Annotated in this window: 19 protein-coding genes; 17 read left to right on the forward strand and 2 right to left on the reverse strand. The window is 57.1% G+C overall.

The genetic code is table 11. The features are described 5' to 3' along the window. The first annotated feature begins 127 nt into the window (after positions 1 to 127). The 12 genes from ACMGG9_RS11355 (at position 128) to ACMGG9_RS11410 (ending at position 12,981) form a co-directional block, all read left to right on the forward strand. On the forward strand, positions 128 to 352 hold the full coding sequence (locus ACMGG9_RS11355; RefSeq protein WP_033643087.1) for a hypothetical protein: 225 nt from the start codon (positions 128 to 130) through the stop codon (positions 350 to 352). A 300-nt stretch (positions 353 to 652) separates the two neighbouring features. Continuing rightward, complete coding sequence (locus ACMGG9_RS11360) at positions 653 to 2,257, forward strand: AMP-binding protein (protein ID WP_414162196.1); 1,605 nt, start codon at positions 653 to 655, stop codon at positions 2,255 to 2,257. Continuing rightward, positions 2,254 to 2,982: a thioesterase II family protein gene (locus ACMGG9_RS11365; protein ID WP_033643089.1), complete on the forward strand. Its 729-nt coding sequence runs from the start codon at positions 2,254 to 2,256 to the stop codon at positions 2,980 to 2,982. Before ACMGG9_RS11360 ends, ACMGG9_RS11365 begins: the two co-directional genes overlap by 4 nt. Before the next feature lie 42 nt (positions 2,983 to 3,024). Next, positions 3,025 to 4,053, forward strand: coding sequence for a PLP-dependent cysteine synthase family protein (locus tag ACMGG9_RS11370; protein ID WP_033643090.1), 1,029 nt, complete (start codon positions 3,025 to 3,027; stop codon positions 4,051 to 4,053). A gap of 22 nt (positions 4,054 to 4,075) precedes the next feature. Then, positions 4,076 to 4,633, forward strand: a complete 558-nt coding sequence (locus ACMGG9_RS11375; protein WP_050440105.1) for an allene oxide cyclase barrel-like domain-containing protein — start codon at positions 4,076 to 4,078, stop codon at positions 4,631 to 4,633. Positions 4,634 to 4,673: 40 nt separating this feature from the next. Beyond that, a complete protein-coding gene (locus tag ACMGG9_RS11380) occupies positions 4,674 to 5,849 on the forward strand; it encodes an NAD(P)/FAD-dependent oxidoreductase (RefSeq protein WP_033643091.1) in 1,176 nt (391 codons plus the stop codon). Between the two features lie 13 nt (positions 5,850 to 5,862). Next, a complete protein-coding gene (locus ACMGG9_RS11385) occupies positions 5,863 to 8,742 on the forward strand; it encodes a type I polyketide synthase (RefSeq protein WP_414162197.1) in 2,880 nt (959 codons plus the stop codon). A 16-nt stretch (positions 8,743 to 8,758) separates the two neighbouring features. Beyond that, positions 8,759 to 9,796, forward strand: coding sequence for a Glu/Leu/Phe/Val dehydrogenase dimerization domain-containing protein (locus tag ACMGG9_RS11390; RefSeq protein WP_147880503.1), 1,038 nt, complete (start codon positions 8,759 to 8,761; stop codon positions 9,794 to 9,796). Positions 9,797 to 9,857: 61 nt separating this feature from the next. Next, a complete protein-coding gene (locus ACMGG9_RS11395) occupies positions 9,858 to 10,955 on the forward strand; it encodes a hypothetical protein (protein ID WP_414162198.1) in 1,098 nt (365 codons plus the stop codon). A gap of 391 nt (positions 10,956 to 11,346) precedes the next feature. Further along, positions 11,347 to 11,727: a DUF4440 domain-containing protein gene (locus ACMGG9_RS11400; protein WP_033643099.1), complete on the forward strand. Its 381-nt coding sequence runs from the start codon at positions 11,347 to 11,349 to the stop codon at positions 11,725 to 11,727. A 6-nt stretch (positions 11,728 to 11,733) separates the two neighbouring features. Next, positions 11,734 to 12,135, forward strand: coding sequence for a hypothetical protein (locus ACMGG9_RS11405; protein ID WP_414162199.1), 402 nt, complete (start codon positions 11,734 to 11,736; stop codon positions 12,133 to 12,135). A 468-nt stretch (positions 12,136 to 12,603) separates the two neighbouring features. Then, entirely contained in the window at positions 12,604 to 12,981 is a 378-nt protein-coding gene (locus tag ACMGG9_RS11410) for a VOC family protein (protein ID WP_042784515.1), read from the forward strand. Positions 12,982 to 13,063: 82 nt separating this feature from the next. Here the strand turns inward: ACMGG9_RS11410 and ACMGG9_RS11415 are convergent, their stop codons facing one another. Beyond that, positions 13,064 to 13,522, reverse strand: coding sequence for a YbaK/EbsC family protein (locus ACMGG9_RS11415; RefSeq protein WP_042784516.1), 459 nt, complete (start codon positions 13,520 to 13,522; stop codon positions 13,064 to 13,066). 168 nt (positions 13,523 to 13,690) lie between these two features. Here ACMGG9_RS11415 and ACMGG9_RS11420 point away from each other — a divergent pair, with 168 nt between their 5' ends. The 5 genes from ACMGG9_RS11420 (at position 13,691) to ACMGG9_RS11440 (ending at position 18,759) form a co-directional block, all read left to right on the forward strand. Next, the gene (locus ACMGG9_RS11420; protein WP_033650381.1) at positions 13,691 to 14,116 is read left to right on the forward strand and encodes a DUF2231 domain-containing protein; all 426 of its coding nucleotides are present in this window, start codon (positions 13,691 to 13,693) and stop codon (positions 14,114 to 14,116) included. Positions 14,117 to 14,126: 10 nt separating this feature from the next. Next, positions 14,127 to 15,428: a PQQ-dependent sugar dehydrogenase gene (locus ACMGG9_RS11425; RefSeq protein ID WP_164058021.1), complete on the forward strand. Its 1,302-nt coding sequence runs from the start codon at positions 14,127 to 14,129 to the stop codon at positions 15,426 to 15,428. 337 nt (positions 15,429 to 15,765) lie between these two features. Then, complete coding sequence (locus ACMGG9_RS11430; RefSeq protein ID WP_071845141.1) at positions 15,766 to 16,167, forward strand: DUF2946 domain-containing protein; 402 nt, start codon at positions 15,766 to 15,768, stop codon at positions 16,165 to 16,167. Between the two features lie 222 nt (positions 16,168 to 16,389). Beyond that, entirely contained in the window at positions 16,390 to 18,456 is a 2,067-nt protein-coding gene (locus ACMGG9_RS11435; RefSeq protein WP_102948133.1) for a TonB-dependent copper receptor, read from the forward strand. Between the two features lie 141 nt (positions 18,457 to 18,597). Continuing rightward, the gene (locus tag ACMGG9_RS11440; protein WP_162882344.1) at positions 18,598 to 18,759 is read left to right on the forward strand and encodes a hypothetical protein; all 162 of its coding nucleotides are present in this window, start codon (positions 18,598 to 18,600) and stop codon (positions 18,757 to 18,759) included. A gap of 21 nt (positions 18,760 to 18,780) precedes the next feature. On the opposite strand, the gene ACMGG9_RS11445 is transcribed toward ACMGG9_RS11440, so the two are convergent. Further along, on the reverse strand, positions 18,781 to 19,674 hold the full coding sequence (locus ACMGG9_RS11445; protein ID WP_047575189.1) for a LysR family transcriptional regulator: 894 nt from the start codon (positions 19,672 to 19,674) through the stop codon (positions 18,781 to 18,783). Positions 19,675 to 19,758: the final 84 nt, after the last annotated feature.

Raw genomic sequence — 19,758 nt, forward strand, 5'->3', positions numbered from 1 at the left:
TCTTTAAGTAAGAGTCTCGCTGCGAGGGCGGGAGTCTGGTCATCTCAGGCAAGCGTTAAAATACTCATTGACCGACTGACGGTCAATATGAATAATTATCAATACCATTTAACGATTGGATAACATTATGAAGACTCTGGATGATTTGTTGGCGCTGTTGGCTGAGGTGGGGGTACCTGAAGATGTGCTGCAAGAGGCGGATGGCAGCTGGCAGTTGCGTCAAGATTTAGCACTCAGTTCGGCGGAAACGGTGGCATTGCAAGCCCTGCTGAAAGCCCGCTGTGTTAACGCGCCATCGCTGTGGGGAGGGCGAGACTATTCATTAGAACAGCTTATTTCTGAAATGTCATAAGCAAGTATAAAAAAAGTATTATTTATAATGTGTTGTTTATAAAGGAGATTAAAACGACATGATAGGGGTGAAACATAAGATCTACAAATAATTAACGCCAAGGTAATTGACTGACGGTCGGTCATGGTGTTTGATGTCGGCCAGAAAATGAAGTGTTTTTGAGTCCGTTTTGCTTTTCATTCTGAGCCAATACAGAAGTGATGGCGCCGCCTGACCGAGGTGCCGAAAGCTGTTTGTTTAACGAATTGTGATTGAGAAAGATAACAGTCAAACAGTGAGTTAACTCATTATGGAGTCGCTATGGTTAGTGTTGAGGATTCGATCAACCAACGTTTATTGCTGGCCCTTCAACAACATGGACAGCGCCCGGCGCTTTGTGAACACGGGGAGGTTTACACTTACGACTGGCTGAACGGTGCGGTGGCTTCAGCCGCTTTGAAGCTGTGTCAATTGGGCGTGGTGAAGGGTGATCGGATCGCCTATCAATTGCGCAACACCCGTGAAGCGGTTGTCATCATGCTCTCTTCGTTGATGCTCGGTGCGATCCCGGTGCCGATATTACCCTCTTATCGAGAAAAAGAGCTGAGGCACATTCTGCATCTGACGGCGCCAAAAGTATTTGCCCTGCAGCGAGGTTCCCGTCGCTATAACCCACTTGCCGCTTTGCAGACGCTGTTGGCCGAAGGTCTCAATATCGATGTGATATTGGTCGAAGACTACGATGACGCCGGGCACGACACTCGTTACCTAAACCTGCAACATTTCTGTTCGCCTTTGACGCCCGCGCCGCCACTTCACGCCGCCACCATGACGCCGTCGGATACCGCCGTCATGTTGCTCTCGAGCGGCACCACCGGTTTACCTAAAGCGATTGCCCGTAAAAATGGCGGCTACAGCTATATGATCGAGTGCGGCTGTGACGTGTTTGCTTTAGACAGCCATTCGGTCTATTTCGCTGCGATGCCGGTTTCGCATGGGTTTGTCATCAATTGCCCCGGTATACTCGGTACGCTTTCTCGCGGCGGCGCCGTTGCGCTCGCCGACGCCCCGTCGGCGGAAACGGCGTTGGACGTGATCGAGCAATGCGGCGTGACGCACACCACGCTGGTGCCTGCGTTGCTGTCTCAATGGAGCGAACTGCAGCGGCAAACCCCGCGCGACCTGACGTCTTTGTGGCATGTTCAGGTGGGTGGCGCCAGGGTGACGCCTGAGCTAGCGGCCTCCGCCTCCCGCAACCTCGGCATTACCCTGCAGCAGTGCTATGGCATGAGTGAAGGGCTGCTGTGTTTTAACTCGATTGACGATGATGACACTCTCCGATTCAGCTCTCAGGGCCGGCCGTTGAGCCCGCATGATGAAGTACTGATCGTCGACGAAAACGGCCGTCCTTTGCCCGTGGGCAAATCAGGCGAACTGATCACCCGCGGCCCTTATACGCTCACCGAGTATTACCAAAATCCCCAGGCTAATCGTAGCGCGTTTACGGCGGACGGCTTCTACCGTACCGGCGACCTGGCGCACGTCGATGCCGCGGGCAACATTTTCATCGACGGCCGCGTAAACGATTCGATCAACCGCGGGGGAGAGAAATTCAGTCCCAATGAGATAGAGGAGTTGGCTGAACAGCATCCTGCCGTGGTGCGAGCCGCCTGCGTTGGTATGCCGGACGATCTCTACGGTGAGGTGCCTTGTCTGTTTGTCACCAGCACGGATACCACTCTGACTCTCAGCGCATTGCGCCGCTTCTTTGAGAAAGAAGGGCTGGCGGCGTTCAAGGCGCCGGAACGGCTGATTGTCATCGATACCATTCCGATGAAAGGGATCGGCAAGATAGATCGCGTGACGTTGCGCGACATGCTGCGCCAGGAACAGACGGTCAAAAATACGGCGGGGTTGAACTCATGACGCCATTGCGCACGTCTCTCGGTTGCGTGGTGAGGCTCAGCCGCCCATGCAGTTCACCGGTCAGCAAACAATTGGTCGTATTTCCACATGCCGGCGGCGGCGTTGCGTTCTACCAGCACTGGCGTGATCTGCTGCCGGACGAGGTGGATCTGTTCATCGTGCAGTATCCCGGGCGAGAAGACGCGCAAGACGCGCCGGCTTGGGAAACGGCGCAGCGAGCCATTACGCGCTGCGTTGATGCGCTGCATTCTTCGCTGGGCATCGCGCCGGTGGTGATTTTCGGTCATAGCATGGGCGCGCTGTTTGCCCTGCAGGTTGCCGCGGCGTTACAAGCGTCGCGTTTTAACATCGACGCCGTGTTGTCGGCCCAGCGCGCCCCCTCTGAACTGAAAATACTTCAACAGGAAAGCCTGCGGCAAGAGGTGTTGGGCGACATCCTGACATTCAGTGAAAGCAGCGGCGCACTGTCGCTGGATGAGATCACTCGCCCGCTTGTCACCCGCTTGATACAGCAAGATCTACAGCTGTTGGGCGCGCTCAGCGCAGAACCTTTGCCCGACATGCAGCCACGCATTTTGGGCGGCGATAACGATCCGTTGGTTAGCCGCGCCGCGCTGTCGCTGTGGGAAAAAGAACTCCCCGGCAGCCGGGTGCAATTCCTCGCGGGCGATCACTTTTATTTCGCGCAGGACACCGCTGCGTTTCTCCGCCAGCTGCTCCGGTAACGCTGGCTTATTTGTCAACGTATGGCTTTAAAGGAACCTCTGATGAATTTTGAGCTGTTTAACCCACAGGATTGCGCACCGGATACGGAGAAAGCCTTCGCTCTGTTCCCCCAGTTGAAAAAATTCTATGCGACGTTAGGCAATACCCCGCTGGTTGAAGTGCCGTCGCCAAAGGGAAAGGCGTCGATTTACGCCAAGTTTGAGTTTGAGAATCCGTTTGGCTCGGTGAAAGACCGCACCGCGTTCGGTCTGTTTTGCGATGCCATCAATCAACACGACTTCGCCGCCGGTGAATTGAAGTTGCTCGATTCCTCGGGGGGCAATATGGCGAAAGCCCTGGCCAAACTCGGCAATATGTGCGGGATAGCGGTGCAAGTGGTGATCCCGGATTCGTCTCCGCAACCGCTTATCGACACGTTAAAAGCCGATAAAGCCATCGTTACTCTGGTCGATCGCAATCAGTTCCTGCTCGGCGTCATTGCACGCAGCCAGCAGATTGCGCATGAAGATGGCAGTTGGACGCTGCTTTCTCAGCATCTTAACCTGGTCAACACCGCCGTACATCAGCATGCGACGGGCGCAGAGATTCGCCGGCAGCTGGAGGGTGAGCGCATCGACGGTTGGGTATCGGCGGTAGGGACCGGCGGGACCTTGTCGGGGGTGGCCGCCGCGTTGCGGCAGGATAACCCACAGCTGATCGTGTGGGGCAGCACGCCGCGCGAACTGCCTTACGGTACGCTGTCTGCGCCGAACGGTGAACCTAAATTTGCCGGAGCCGGCGGGTTGGGCTTCGGTTTCCGTCAGCCTTTCATCAGTAAGTTGATGCCGCAGGAACCGCCTTTCAATCCGGTTTCCTATCGGGAAGCGCTCAGCGCGATGCACGAATTCCATCAGTTGACCGGCGTTAAAATCGGCGCATCTTCCGCCGCCAACTGGAAAACGGCCTGTAAGCTGGCAGAAACGCTGAGTGCGGATCAACGGGTTGTCACACTCTTTGCCGACGCCGGTTCCGATATCGATCGAGAAAAAGGGCGCGAGTGGTTCAAACAATCTGAAGCCTTGACCGTTTAATAACGTCTAAAAGGAATATTTCATGGAAATTATACAGGGCAATAATAATGTATTGTCTGAGCTGATCGCGCTTGGTGATTATGTTCGCCAGTTAATAAGTTCAGGTAAAGAGGCCAACGATATTGAGCATATTTTGGCGACGAAAGACGGCTATAACAATGCCACCGTGCTTTCCGTTATCGAAATGGCAAATATTACCTTTAAAGCAAAAGCGGATAATGTCCCTAACGTTGGCGATGCCAATTCACATATCGATCGGTTGGTGGATAAGCAGGGGCATGATATCGGCACGATGAAGGGCCAGGGGTGGAAAATCGCCTCACTGCCGGACGACAGCGTGGTTTCCTGGTACCACGAGACGGCCGAGACGCCGCTGGGGCGAATCGAAACCGCCGGCATTTGGAATTCCAGTGCGATTTGGGCGGGGCAATGGCAATCGTTGTTCGCCGCCGGCGTTAGCGGGGATGTCATGGGGAAGATCGGCGTTCGTCAGCTCTATCAGGATATTCCGCGAGAAAAATATCTGACGCTGATCGTCCTGTTGCCGCTGGATCAGATTAAAAGCTTAATTAAAAAATAATTTTATCAAACACACACAATATCCATTACGAGGGATAGGTATGCACACGTCGGTACACTGGGATGTCATTATTATCGGCGCTGGCCCCATCGGGCTGGCCGCCGCATGGAATTATGCGCGAGAGCATCGCGACCATAAGGTTTTGGTCCTGGAACAACATGCGTTATTTACGCAACTGGCCGGCACCAGCGGGGAGGAGCGCCATTGGCGTTTGCAATATTCGGAGCTGGAAATATTCCGCCTTACCCTGGAGGCCGACAAATTGTGGCGGCAGCTGGAACAACAGGCGGACAGAAAACTGATCCACCGCATTGGCAGCCTATGGTTCGGCGATGCGGATGTCTGGACCAATGAGGGGCAAATCCGCCAAACCATGCTTTCAATGGATGAAATGAGGTTGCCTTATGAACGTCTGACGATGCGTGAAATCGAACGGCGCTATGGTTTCACCGGCTTGGACAGCAACTATGAAGGTTTCTTGCAGCAAGACGGCGGCGTGATCGACGTTAAAGGCACCCTGGCGTCGCTTTACTCGCTGGCCAGCGAAGCTGGCGTGGAGTTCCAGTTCCAGCAATGTGTGAAGGCCGTGGAGCCCGATGCTCGGGGCGCAACGGTGCTGACGACGCAAAACCGTTATCGCGCCCGTAAAGTCCTGGTTGCCAGTGGGCCGGGCAGCAAGAAACTGCTGCGCCAGTTGGATATTGAACTTGCGCTTTCTACCTATGAGATGGCCTGCATCAGCATGCTGCGCAGCCAGCGCCTGGGAGCCAACGATCCCTTCTGGTTTGCTTTCCAACCGCCGGTGGAGAGCGACAGCAACCTGTTTTATGGCTTCCCGCCCAACCCTTGGTCCGTCAATGGGTTTGATCGGCTGGGGACCGATTTCGAAGTGGATCCGATCACCGAAGCCAATGCGCCTGGCTATAGGGCAAACCCGCAGCACGTGGAGCGCGCGTTGGAGTTTGCCCGCCGGCATATGCCGTTCCTCGAACCGGATAAACAGCATTCCGCTGCAAGCTGTCTGGCCGTGTTGCCCACCGATCCGGCGCGCCAATTCTATCTCGACAGCGCCAAGGGCCGCTGCCACGGCGGCGAACATCTGGTGGTCTCGGCAGGGGGATGGGCGTTCAAATTTACGCCTCTGATGGGGCAAATTTGCGCCGATCTGCTGGCGGAACGAGAGCCCCGTTGGGACATCAGCGCATTGCGTTTCTGAGCGGAGAACCTTCATGCAGCAGGTGAACAGCAATGAACGGGATATCGCCCTGGTTGGCATGGCCTGCCGTTTCCCGGGCGCCGAGGACATCGAAAGCTGGTGGCATAATTTGATCAACGGTGTCGAATCCCTGGTTCGCGTCGATAACGATCGGGATGATGCCGTCGACAAGGGATATATTCCCGTCGCCGCGCCTGTGGCCGGCGACATATCTCGCTTTGATGCAGGATTCTTCGGTATTAGCGCGCGCGATGCGCTGCTGATGGATCCCCAGCAGCGGCTCTTTTTGGAATGCGCCTGGCACGCGCTGGAAAGCGCCGGTGTGACACCGGGGGAACTTGAGGATACCGGGCTGTTCGCCGGCTGTAGCAGCTCTGACTATTTACGTCAGGCGCAAGGATCCGAGCTACTCGATAAACTCAATCCTTCGCCGTTCGAGCGGCAAATAATGAGCGATAAAGATTACCTCACCAGCAGGGTGGCCTGGCATCTGGGCATCGGGGGGCCGGTGTGCAACGTGCAAGCCGCCTGCGCCACTTCGCTGGTGGCGGTATACGAAGCGGTCCACGCCTTGCGCAGCGGCCGTTGCAACCTGGCGTTAGCAGGCGCTTGTACCCTAAGGATCCCGCAAAACGACGGCTATTTTGCGCAGCAAGGCATGGTGTTTTCCACTGATGGGCACTGCCGGCCATTTTCCGCAGATGCCAGCGGTACGGTATTCGGCAGCGGCGTCGGTGTGGTGGTGTTGAAGCGCCTGAGTGATGCGCTGGCGGCCGGCGATAACGTCGTCGCGGTGATCAAAGGCGTGGCGATGAATAATGACGGCGCGCGCAAAGTCAGTTTTACCACCACCAGTTTGCATGGCCAGCAACGCCTGCTGCGCCAGGCGATGGACGATGCCCGGTTGACGCCTGAGGATTTTCGCGCCATCGAAGCCCACGGCACGGGCACTCTGGCCGGCGATCCCATCGAATTCGAGGCGTTGAACGGCGTTTTCCGAGAGCATACGGCACGACAGGGGTTCTGCGCCATCGGCGCAGTCAAGGCTAACGTCGGGCACCTGGAAACCTGCGCCGGCATGGCGGGATTGATTAAGGCCGCCCTGCAAATTCAGCATGGCTGGCTCACGCCGCAGATCAACGTTGGCTCACCGAATCCGGAAATGGCATTGGCGGAGAGTCCGTTTGAGTTTATCTGTTCCGCTCAACGGTGGGATCGCGAGGATCCGCGCCAGGCCATCGGCGTCAGCGCATTCGGTATTGGCGGTACGAATGCGCATGTCGTACTGGCGAGGCCGCCTGTCATGCCGCCGGTGCGAACAGCGGCCTCATTGTCCTCCACCGTCGTACCGATCAGCGCACAGTCAGAACAGGCCTGGCATCGGCTGGTAAAACGCTATCTGCAGCGACCGCACGGCGAAAACGACGAACGCTTGGCCTGGAGCGCGCAAAGCGGAAGAAAGTCGCTGCGCTATCGCGGCACCTTGCAGATAGACGATCGGGGCGCGTTGAGCGTGAAAGAAAACATGATGGATACGGGGAAAGGGCGCTTGTCGATAGTTTTCCAATTCCCTGGCCAGGGAAGCCAGTTTATCGGTATGGCCAGCGATTTGATGGCGCAGGACGCGACCTTCAGAAAACTGATGAACGACAAACTGCAGATAGTGCAAACGCAAGCCGCACTGGATCTCTCGGCGTTATTTACCGGAGAGGCCGCGCCCGAGTCGATTAACGATACCGCGTTGACGCAGCCCGCGCTGATCGCCGTCGAAATCTCCGTGGCCGAACTGCTGATGCATTACGGCGTCGAGCCGGATTGGGTCATTGGGCACAGCCTCGGCGAAATTGCGGCGGCCTGGGCCGCTGGGGTGTTCTCGGTGCAAGAGGCGCTGGTTTTCGCCGCTCATCGTGGGCGTCTGATGGCCGGGTTGCCGTCCGGGATGATGTTGGCGGTAGAGCTGAGCGTTCAACAGGTTCAGCCCTGGTTGAGTCATCAGCTATCGCTGGCGGCAGAAAACAGTGATGACGGCTGCGTACTGTCCGGCACCGCTGAAGCCATTCGCGCTTGCGAACGCCAGATGCGAGACCGAGGCGTGCGATGCAAAGCCTTGAATGTTTCACATGCGTTTCATTCGACCCTGATGGATCCCATTCTTGACGAGCTGGCCAATATTGCGCCGCCGCCGCGTGAATCGGCGACGGGGGTACGTTACGTCTCAGCCTTGCTGGCGACCGAAGTCGAATGTTCGGCGCTTGACGGCCGCTATTGGGCGCGTCATGCCCGTGAACCGGTCAATTACCACCGCGCCTTGCAGCAGCTACCGCAGCGCGGCAAGACGTTGTTTATCGAAGTTGGGCCGGGTTCGACGCTCACGGCGTTGGTTGCACAGCTGAAATCCGCCGGTTCTGTGACCGCGGTGCGAACCTTGCCGCGTCGCGACGAAGCGCAGAATGAAGGCGCCGTATGGATCCAGGCGCTGCAAAAAATCTGGCGCGCCAGCGTCAACGTTAACTGGCGCCGCCTGTGGCAACTGCCGCCTTCGCGCATCGCATTGCCGATGTATCCCTTCGATCCGGCGCACTGGTGGTTGGGCGAACGGGACAGGCAGGGGCCGCAAGCCGAGCGAACGCCGGCGGCAACAAGCCAGTCAGATCCTCAGATGGCGCGTATCTGGCGCGTTTGGGGGGATGTGACCGGCGTGAACCCCGATTCTAACCACTGTGACTTTTTTGACGCCGGCGGACAGTCGCTGATGGCGCTGCGCCTGCTGGCGATGTTGGAGCAAGAGTTTGGCAAGGCAATAGGGATGGCCGATTTTCTTAAGCGGCCTACGCCGTGGGGCATTAAACAACAGTTGGACCAGGCTGGAGCATTCGAGCAAGATTCTCATTAAAACAGGATGGCAAATTATGTCAGTTAACAATGAATTGCTGAATACACATAACCAATACCAGATAGAAACGGTCGTAATCGATGACGAAACGTCATTCACCCTGGCTTACTCGTCGCAGATCAAGCTGCTACCGGCCAATGGCGGTATCCGTTGGCGAAACTATGCGTCCCGGCAGCAGCAGGAAGAGGAGGCGATCATGCTGGCGCAGCGCATGTCGCTGAAGCACGGGCTGTACAATACCGGCTTCAGCGGCGGCAAAATCGTGGTGAACAGCAAACGTTCTCCCCAAGAGCAACCGGCAGTGCTTGAAGCGATAGGCGCTCTGCTCAATCGCTATGGCGGCACCATGTTTACGGGATGCGATATCAATACCGGCAATCGAGAGATGGACTATCTGCGGCAGTTTACGCCGTGGATCCTGAATGCCATGGACAGCCCACAAGTCGATACATCGGTGGCAACCGGCTATGGCGTCTGGAGTTCGATGAAAAAGGTGTTGACGCTGAGGCTCAATCATTTGCCTCGCGCGCGCATTGCCATTCACGGTATGGGCAAGGTCGGCACTGAAGTGGCGAAACAAAGCCTGCTGTTCGGTTGTGAGGTGACGGCCTATGACATCAACCCCGCAGCGCAATTTCCTGCGGGGGTGCGCCGCGTGAGCGAAGAGGAGCTTTGGGCGCAACCCAGCGAGGTGCTGTGCATCGCGTCAATGTCCAACGTATTGAATGCACAGAATATTGAACAGCTGAATACCCGCTGGGTGGTGAGCAGCGCCAACTCACCGTTTAATACGTCACAGGCTGAACAGCGGCTGTTGGCGCGCGGTATTCACTATCTGCCGGACTACGTCAGCAACGCCGGCGCAGTGATCTGCGACAGCATCGAAATGGCGTTTACCGACCGTTATAACCAAATGAACCAGGATCAGGTCAACGCCTATGTTCATTCCGTGATTGGCGCCAAGACGGAGGAGTTGCTGCAGCGCGCTCAACTGCTCAATTGCGATATTGGACAATTGTTGCAACCGATCAAATCCGCCGCCATGGTGGCGTAAGAAATGGGCCGGGGAGCCTGCGCTTTCCCGGCCTCGGCTTTTTTAACGGGCACATAACTCCATGATTATTGTAAAAGACGCTTTGCGTTGCAAAGTAGAGGCCGAATCGCAAGGGCGTCGCACCGTGCTTTACACCGCAAGTGGGCAGCCCAGCTATATGCATGTGATACCTCGTTTTACGCTGCAAGAGGTCACATCAGGGTTAGGCGAGGCGGTTCATCCTGCGTTTATCGTCAACGGTCAACGAAAAGAGGCTTTCTTCTACGGCTGTTACCCCGGCACGCTGATCCATGGCGAACTGGTCAGCCAACCTGAGACGGCCCCGGCCAGCTGGCATGACCTGGCCGTATTTCGACAGGCGGCGGCTCGCAATGGACGCGGCTGGCACATTGGCACCAACGCCGAATGGGCCGCGTTGATGTTCTGGTGCCGTCGTCATGGCTGGCCGGAGTTAGGCAATACTGAGAGTGGGCGATCGCATCGCGATCGACGCCAGTATGGCAAGCGATGTGACGGCGGTGTCGTGGGCGATGAGCAGGGCGATCCGACAACGTTTACCGCATCCGGCCCGGCCGCCTGGTATCATGACGGTACGCCGCACGGTATTGGCGATCTCTGCGGCAACCTTTGGGAATGGCAACACGGGCTGAAATTGGTCGCGGGGGAAATCCTGCTTTTACCGGACAATGACGCCGCGATGCCAATGACCGACGATGAAGACGAACGCTGGCGCGCGGTCGACCTGGCAACAGGCGAGTGGCTACCTCCCGGCAGCCCGGGAACCGCAAAATTCGATGCTTCATCGCCGAGTCTTACCGGCAATGCCGGCACGCCGCTTATTACCGACTCTATTCAGCATTTTAACGGCGATCCGCAAGACAATGGGTATCCGCCAGGTTTGATGGATGATGAGTTCGGGCGTATTGGTGCGGCAAGTGGAGAGTCGGTGCCGAATATATTGAAAATCCTCGGCGTTGCACCGCATCACCGGTGTGCGGACGGCGATCAGGTTTATCTGCGCAACTACGGCGAACGCATGCTGATGCGAGGCGGCGCCTGGTATTCCGGTGCGGGTGCCGGGCTGAGAACGCTGTGCCTGAGCCATGGCGCAGGGCATGCCAGTGCGACGGTGGGCGCCCGGCCGGTATGGTGTTTGTAAGCGGTTGGCAATTCACTGGGTGGCGCTTTTTACGTGACAATGTCACTATTTAGGTTTGATGAGAGCGCATCGAGATAAAAAGAAAAAATTCTATAAAAGAGAAAGTGTTACCTCCAGAGGCCCCATGGAAAACAGGCGGACGGCTGCGTGAAAGTATGCATGGGCGGATACAACATGGCATGGATTACACGCCGCTATTTCAATTTTTGCTCGGTAAAGTAGGCCAACCCTGGAATGAAGTACACAGTGAAGCGATTAGTCGGTTGGATCAAGAAGCGCCTATTTGAGAAGGAATCCTGGGAATAGTCAGGTTTCACAAGAGTCATTCTGGTGTAGATTGACTGCCGAAGTTTGCCAGATTTCACGTAGCGCGATCAAAAAGGAGGGCATTTTGACGCATTCTGCAAAGTTGTTTAGCCAAATCCAGACGCTTGAGGTTGAACTGCATCAGCCATCGGTGCGCCGCGATCCGCAGCGCGTCGCGGCATTGCTGCATGAAGACTTTGAAGAGATTGCTCGCTCAGGTCTGCGTTATGACAAACGCCAGACCGTTGCGGCGCTGGAAATGGAAACTGAGCATCCGCAGATTGTTGCCGAAGGTTTTACGCTGGCGAAAATCAGTGAAGGCGCCGTGTTGCTGACGTATAAGAGTTTTCAACGCAACGCGCAGGGCAACGCCATTCGTTGCACAGAACGGTCGTCGATTTGGATGCTGACGGAAAAGGCCGGTTGGCAAATGCGGTTTCATCAGGGCACACCGACCGAGGATTAAACTGAGGTGCTGAAACTGAACGGGCTGATGATGGGCTTAAACATAAAAAAGGTTAGCAGCCTGATAAGGCTTGAAGGTGAGGTGAGAAAGGACGGCCAGGCTAACGGCGGTGCGTACCCAATAATGCAATTTAACATAATATACATTATGCGCACCCATATGGTTATACGTGGATTCTGGCGTCCTGGCTTGATCATGGGTTTTCTCCTGTGGTCAACCATTTCAACGTCCGTTGCTCATGCCGTTGAACGAATTCGTTTTTCAGCTGGTCTTAAGCCGTCGAGTTTTCGCTGCAGGCTTCATTGCCATTGCCGCTTATTGCTGAGCGACACCATGATGTTTGCGCAAAAATCTCTGAACACCCAATGCCTGTCGCCTGTTCACTTCCCAGTAAATGCATGCATGTGAGGCGTGCGTTTGCCGCTTCCCAGGATTTCGGTACCTGGCGTTCCAACGCCGCTTAACCTCCCAGCAAAATTATCAATCGTTGGTTTGGCCGCCAGCCAACTCTGCCGATGTGATGGACAGCCGTTAACACGCCAGCCAATATCTCGCGAAGTTTCAGCTTTATCACGTTCCATCCACTGAGGATCATAGATAAATGCGTTCTGCCATTAATGATGACCGGGCATGTTTATGTCGACGCATCTCTGGGGATATTGAGGCGAAATCCCCCCGCTTTTTTGATCGCGCTACGTGAAATCTGATAAAACATGGCTACTGCGATACGGCAGATTTCACCAAAACGCGCCATAAAAATGAACAACTTCTGGGCCTGCCAAATGCGTACTGGCGTTCGTCTTCACCGTTTCCGGTGGCCTTCATGGCGTTGGCTATACTGAATGGGAGCATTCTTCCACACTCCAGGACATCCCCATGTTTGACCATGTGAAATTTGGCGTCAGCGACTTTGCTCTGAGCAAAGCGTTTTTCCTTAATGCGCTGGCGCCGCTGGGCGTAAAGATCGTTGCCGAAGGTGAACCCGATTATGGCGTTGAGCTGTGTCCCGATCGGGGTAACGTGTCATTATGCCTGTTTCAGACCGATGAAAAACCGGCGCATCTGCACCTGGCATTTACCGCAAGCAGCCGTGAACAGGTCGATGCGTTCTATCACGCCGCGTTAAGCGCCGGCGGCAAAGACAATGGCGCGCCCGGTTTACGCCCCAATTATCATGCCCACTACTATGCGGCGTTTGTCATTGGTCCGGATGGCCATAATATCGAGGCGGTTTGCCACAACGCGAACGACTAGTTTTTCCCTTTTAAAACAGAAAATTACACAGAGGTAAAGACTCTAAATTTAACATAATGCATAGTGACGGTGTCACTATTAGTTACCCCGTCACGTCAATCCATTCCGCTCCCGTGATGCCGGCCAGCCGCTGTGGCGCAATTCTCACGCCAGAGTTATCGCTGCCGCCTGCCGGAAGCACTTCATCGAAAGCGCGCAGGCTATGATCGCAGTAGATCCTCACCGCCTCCGGTGCGGCAAAGGGACAAACGCCGCCGGGCGGATAGCCGGTTAATGCTTCAACCTCTTCCGCCGGCAACATGCGCGCCTTCACGCCGAAGAATTGCTTGTACTTCTTGTTGTCGATTCTGGCAGTTCCCGCCATCACCAGCAGCACCACATCGCCGTTAACGCGAAACGAAAGCGTCTTGGCGATCTGCCCGCTCTCCACGCCAAAGGCTTCTGCCGCCAGCGCCACCGTTGCGGTGTTCTTTGCCAGCACCGTCACCGTCGTCTCCGGTGCGTGCTCGGCCAGAAAACGCTGAACGCGTTCTATGCTCATGCCCTGCCTCCTGATATTGCTAAACCATTGATAATGCCGAAGTGATGGTTTCGGTTTTAACATCGCATGCTAAAAATGAGAATCAAAATTGTTCAAATCGCTGGATCTGAACAAAGCTTTAAGGGGCCAATGGCCTTTTTACCCATCATTTTTCATGGAGATGCCTGCATGACCACGCAAACGACAGCAAGGCCCTCAGCGGCCGCAGTGGCCGTCTATGAATGGCTCAACCCGATACCTTACGGATTTTTCACCGCGGCGCTGATTTTCGACATCATTTATGCCTGTACCGCTAATATTCAGTGGGTCAATGGCGCAAGTTGGCTAATTGCCATCGGCCTGATTTTTGCCATCATTCCCCGCCTGATTAACCTGGTACAGGTATGGTTCGGCAGCGCTCGGCTGCGGGGATCGTCGGTCAAACTCCATTTCTGGCTGAATTTGCTGGCCATCGTTCTCGCCATTATCAACGCTTTCGTGCATAGCCGGGATGCGTATGCCGTGGTGCCCCAAGGCCTGGTGCTGTCTGCGATCGTGGTCGCGCTGCTCAGCCTGGCGAATATTCTGCTGGCCCTTGGCGCCCGCGCAAAATAAGGAGGTTTTCATGAAGCTCTCATCTCTGGCGCTCACCCTTTCCGCCGTTTTGGCCTTGGCCGGCTGCGATAACAGCGCCGTCATTTCGCCAGAGCAACAAATGGGCCCGGACCCGACGTTGCCGGCGGCGCAAGACTTTCTGATGCCGCCGATGCAGGTGCCTAAGGGCGTTGGCTGGCAACAAGATCAGACGCCGAAAGTGGCGGAAGGCTTGAAAATCGATAAGGTGGCAGACGATTTGCTTCATCCGCGTCAGTTGCTCACGCTGCCCAATGGCGATGTGTTGGTCGTGGAGGCCAACGGGCCGGGCACGGAAGCGGTGAGCACGCCCAAGCAGCTGATCGCCGGCCTGGTGAAAGGCCAATCCGGTAAAGGCGGCAAAGGGGGCAATCGCATCACCCTGCTGCGCCCGACCGCCGGCGGCAACTGGGAAAAGCACGTCTTCCTCGAGGGGCTCGATTCCCCGTTCGGCGTCCAGCTGATTGGCAATACGCTGTACGTGGCCAATACCGGCAATATCATGCAGTACGCCTATCAGCCAGGCGAAACGCGCATCAGCGATCCGGGCAAAGAACTGGCCGATCTGCCGGACACCATCAACCATCACTGGACCAAGGCCCTGCTGGCCAGCCCGGACGGGAAAAAGCTGTATGTCGGCGTCGGTTCCAACAGCAACATCACCGAAAACGGCCTGGCCGTAGAGTACCGGCGCGCCGCCGTGCTGGAAGTGGACACCGCCTCCGGCGCCAGCCGCATCTTCGCCAGCGGCCTGCGCAACCCGACCGGGCTGCAGTGGGAGCCGCAAAGCGGCAAGCTGTGGGCGATTGTCAACGAGCGTGACGAAATCGGCGCCGATCTGGTGCCGGATTACCTGACCTCGGTGCAAGACGGCGGTTTCTACGGCTGGCCTTACAGCTATTTCGGCCAGCACGTCGATCGACGGGTACAGCCGCCGCGGCCGGATCGGGTGGCGAAAGCCATCAAGCCGGATTACGCGCTCAGCTCGCACGTCGCGCCGCTGGGGCTGCTGTTCTACACCGCGAGCGCTCTGCCGGCCGACTATCGCGGCGGCGCTTTTATCAGCGAGCACGGCAGTTGGGATCGCTCGCCGCTGAACGGCTATCGGGTCAGCTATGTGGCGTTTGAACAAGGCAAGCCGGTTGGCAAGCTCAAAGCGGTGGTCACCGGCTTTGTCTCCGATGATGAGAAGGAACTCTATGGCGCCCCTGTGGGGCTGGCTGTCGATAAGACCGGCGCTTTGCTGGTTGCGGATGACGTCGGCAACACTGTCTGGCGCGTCAGCGCGAAGTAAGGTTACGGGCGGGTTCCGGTGAACTCGTCCGTGACATTGTCACTCACTTCTCAACGCCAGCCAGAACGTCATAAAGCGGAATAATCGTTCTCGCCAGTTTTTCCGTCATTAATATTGTCCCCGTCACGTTATTGGCGTAAGAAAATAGCCTTTGGTCAGAATTAAAGCGCTTATCCGATAATATATTCATCAACAGAGCGTTGACCTGAAATAAAAGGTTTTAACATTTCGACATAAACCAGTACAATTCCCTCCCCTGTGTTAACCCTTTTTTAGGTTGATTGTGTCGTTAATTCAGCCCCCTGCATCACGTAACCGGGCCGCCGCCTGGTTAGGGATGTTCGCCATTCTGATGTTGTTCATTGCGCCGGTGGTCTCGCGATCCCTGGAGCATGCGCGCGCCGGAAGTGCTGAAACGACCGTCATGGCGGACTGCGGCATGGCGATGCCGATGCATCATGAGATGCATTCGCCGCCGGCCGCGCCGGAAAAGGCCGCATCGCCGATGATGCAGCACGGCGGCGGCCACCACAACATGGCGATGATGATGGACGACAGCGCCTGCGGCTACTGCGTGCTGTTGCTGCACGCGCCGCTGCTGGACGTGAGCCACGCCCCGCTGTTCTGGTCTCAATCTCTGGCCTCGCGCCCGCCGCCGACTCATTATCTCGTTCCCCTGTTTGCCCACGTCGTTCATACCGAATTACAGCCGCGCGCGCCGCCCGTCTCTTTCCTCTGATTTAACAATACCCCATTGCCGTTTCTGTATTGCCGTTGATCGTTTCAACATGGCGGAATTAATACGCCCAATGGTTATGCATTGAGACGACATTATTAGCCCGGTTATTTCCACGTTGAGGGAATTAACCCCCGTATTTTCCGATGGTGATTTTCGCCAGGCATCCCCACGCCTGAATAAATCGCCGGAGAATAATGGAAAAAGTTAGCTTAAGGAAAGATGATGTTTAAACCCGCTTATAAAAAGAACGCCGTCACCCGCGCCATCACCACCGCCATGCCGCTGTTCCTGCTGGCCGGCCACGCGGCGCAGGCGCATCAGCACCCTACCGACGCACAGGTTAATGATGGCGACGTGATCACCGTCACCGCACCGCTCTACTCTCCGCTGACCATCGTGACATCACCGAAAACCCCGCGTCAGCCGGTGCCCGCCAGCGACGGTTCGGACTATCTGAAAACCATTCCCGGTTTTTCGCAGATCCGCAACGGCGGCACCAACGGCGATCCGGTATTTCGCGGCATGTTCGGTTCGCGGCTGAAAATTCTCACTGACGGTTCGGAGATGCTCGGCGCCTGCCCATCGAGAATGGATGCGCCCACCTCTTACATCTCGCCGGAAAGCTTCGATCTGCTGACCATCACCAAAGGGCCGCAGACGGTGCTGTGGGGGCCGGGTTCGTCGGCGGGCACGGTGCGTTTCGAACGTGAACGTCCGCGCTTCGACAAACCGGGCATCAAGGGCAACGCCAGCGTGCTGACCGGCTCCAATGGCCGCTGGGACGAGAATATCGACGCCAGCCTCGGCGCCGAACAAGGTTACCTGCGGGTGATGGCCAACAAGTCGCGCGCCAACGATTACCAGGACGGAACGAATACGCGCGTGCCATCGCGCTGGGACAAATGGAACGGCGATCTGGCGCTCGGCTGGACGCCGGATGCCGACACGCTGCTGGAAGTGACGATGGGGCGCGGCAACGGCGAAGCGCGCTATGCCGGCCGCAGCATGGACGGTTCGCAGTTCAAACGCGAAAGCCTGGGCATGCGGGTGGAGAAATCCAACATCGGCGAGGTGCTGGATAAGTTGGAAGCGCAGGTCTACTACAACTACGCCAACCACGTGATGGACAACGTGACCCTGCGCTCGCCGGGCAGCGGCGGCATGGGCGGCCATGGTGGGCATGGCGGCATGAACATGGGGGGCCACGGCGGGCACATGATGTCTTCCGGCATGACGATGCAGCTCGATCGCCGCACCGTCGGCGGCCGCGTGATGGGCACCTGGCAGTGGCAGGACGTGAAGCTTGAAAGCGGCCTGGACACGCAGACCAATACCCACCGCAGCATGAGCCGCGGTAGCTGGGAAAAAGACGCCCAGTTCAACAGCTACGGCGCCTTCGGTGAGCTGACGTGGTCCACCAGCGATCAGGATAAGCTGATCGGCGGCGCGCGTCTCGATCGCACCCTGGTGGAGAACTTCCGCAGCGGCCGCGATGTGGAACGTTCAGATACCCTGCCGAGCGGCTTTATGCGCCTGGAGCATACGCTGGCCGAGCTGCCGCTGATGCTGTATGCCGGCGTCGGCTATACCGAGCGCTTCCCGGATTACTGGGAGCTGTTCTCGCCGAAGCTAGGCCCGAACGGCAACAAGGATCCGTTCTCCAGCGTCAAGAACGAGAAAACCACGCAGCTCGACATCGGCGCGCAGTACAACGGCAAGCGCTTCAACGGTTGGGTCTCCGCTTATGTGGGCCGCGTCGATGATTTCATCCTGTTCAAATACGATCCGCACAATGCGCGTCTCAGCCAGGCCGATAACGTCAACGCCAACATCATGGGCGGCGAAATGGGCATGGGTTATCAACTGAGCGAGCACTGGAAAACCGACGCCAGCCTGGCCTACTCCTGGGGGAAAAACGCCAGCGACGGCCGCCCGCTGCCTCAGATCCCGCCGCTGGAGGCACGCTTGGGGCTGACCTATGAGTACGGCGACTGGAGCGGCACCGGCCTGTGGCGTCTGGTCAGCAGCCAGCACCGCGTGGCGATCAACGAAGGCAACGTGGTGGGCAAAGATTTTGCCGAAAGCGCCGGCTTCGGCGTGCTCTCCGCCAACGCCGCCTACAAGGTGAATAAAAACGTCAAGCTGAGCGCCGGTCTGGATAATATCCTGAACAAGACCTACAGCGAGCACCTCAACCTGGCGGGCAACAGCGCCTTCGGCTATTCGGCCAACAGCGCGGTGAATGAACCGGGCCGCACCCTGTGGGCCAAGGTTAACGTCACCTTCTAAGCCATCCATCGGGCGATGGGCAACCGTCGCCCGGTTACGCGATATGCGATCCGGTTCTTAGGATATGAGTTTTAAGTTTTTCCCATTCGGTTTAGCGGCGATTACTATCACTCTCAACGTAATCAACGATCCGGAGGGAATATGCAAAAGCTCACTCGTTTTCTGGCCCTGCTCGGCGAGCTGATGATTGAAAAAGCCGAAGATGTCGCACCGCAGGCTGCTCAGCCTGACGATCGCGACGACGCGCTGCCACCGCGCCTCGAGCGTGGCGTTGCGCTGGCCGACCGCTTCCTGTTCATGTAATTCCCGCGCAGTTTAACCCACTCACACTGACCGCACGATATGTTCGCGCAGCCACCGATGCGCGGGATCCCGATGCGATCGTTCGTGCCACAGCATGGTCATTTCAAAACCCGGCACCGCCAGCGGCGGCTCGAGTTGTTGCAATAAAGGCTGGTTGCGCACCAGCCGCTCCGGCAGCATCGCCACCAAATCGGACTGCGTCAGCACCGAGATAACGAAGAGAAAATGCGGCACGGAAAGCACCACGCGCCGCGTCAGTCCCAAGTCCGCCAGCGCCCGATCGGTGATGCCGTAGAACCCGCCGCCGTCCGGTGAGACCATCACCTGCTCCAATCGGCAAAATTGCGCCAGCGTCAGGTTTTCATGCAGCTTGGGATGGCCGATTCTGCCCACCAGCACATAGCGTTCACTGAACAGCGTGCGCTGACGCAGACCGGGCGGCGCCCCTTCGCGGGTGTGAAACGCCAGATCGATCTCCCCCTGTTCCGCCAGTTTGGCGATGCGTGACGGCGCGGTCTCCAGCACCGCCAGCCGGGTGCCGGGCGCCGCCGTACGTAAACCGTTCAGCGCCGGCAGGACGATGGTGGATTCGCCGTAGTCGAAGGCGGCCGCACGCCAGGTATCGGTCGCCACGGCGGGATCGAACGGCGTGGCCGGCGTCACCGCCAACTCAAGCGCCGCCAACGCCTGACGCAGCGGTTCCCGCAGCTGCTCCGCTCTGGCAGTCGGACGCATGCCGCGCGGGCCGGGCAACAGCAGAGGATCGTCAAAGATCGCCCGCAGTTTGGCGAGATGCACGCTGACCGCCGGCTGAGAGAAATTGAGCCGCTGCGCCGCGCGCGTGACGTTGTGCTCCGCCAGCAGCGCGTCGAGCGTCACCAGCAGGTTGAGATCCAGCCGCCTTAAATTATTCATGGTTATACCTGTGATAACGGTAATTCATTTCTAATATACCTTGTGACGCCCTAACCTGCAGCTCTCACCCCAAGGAGCGTTGTT

The organism is Serratia sp. BNK-10, from assembly GCF_047456065.1.
GTDB lineage: Bacteria > Pseudomonadota > Gammaproteobacteria > Enterobacterales > Enterobacteriaceae > Serratia > Serratia ureilytica.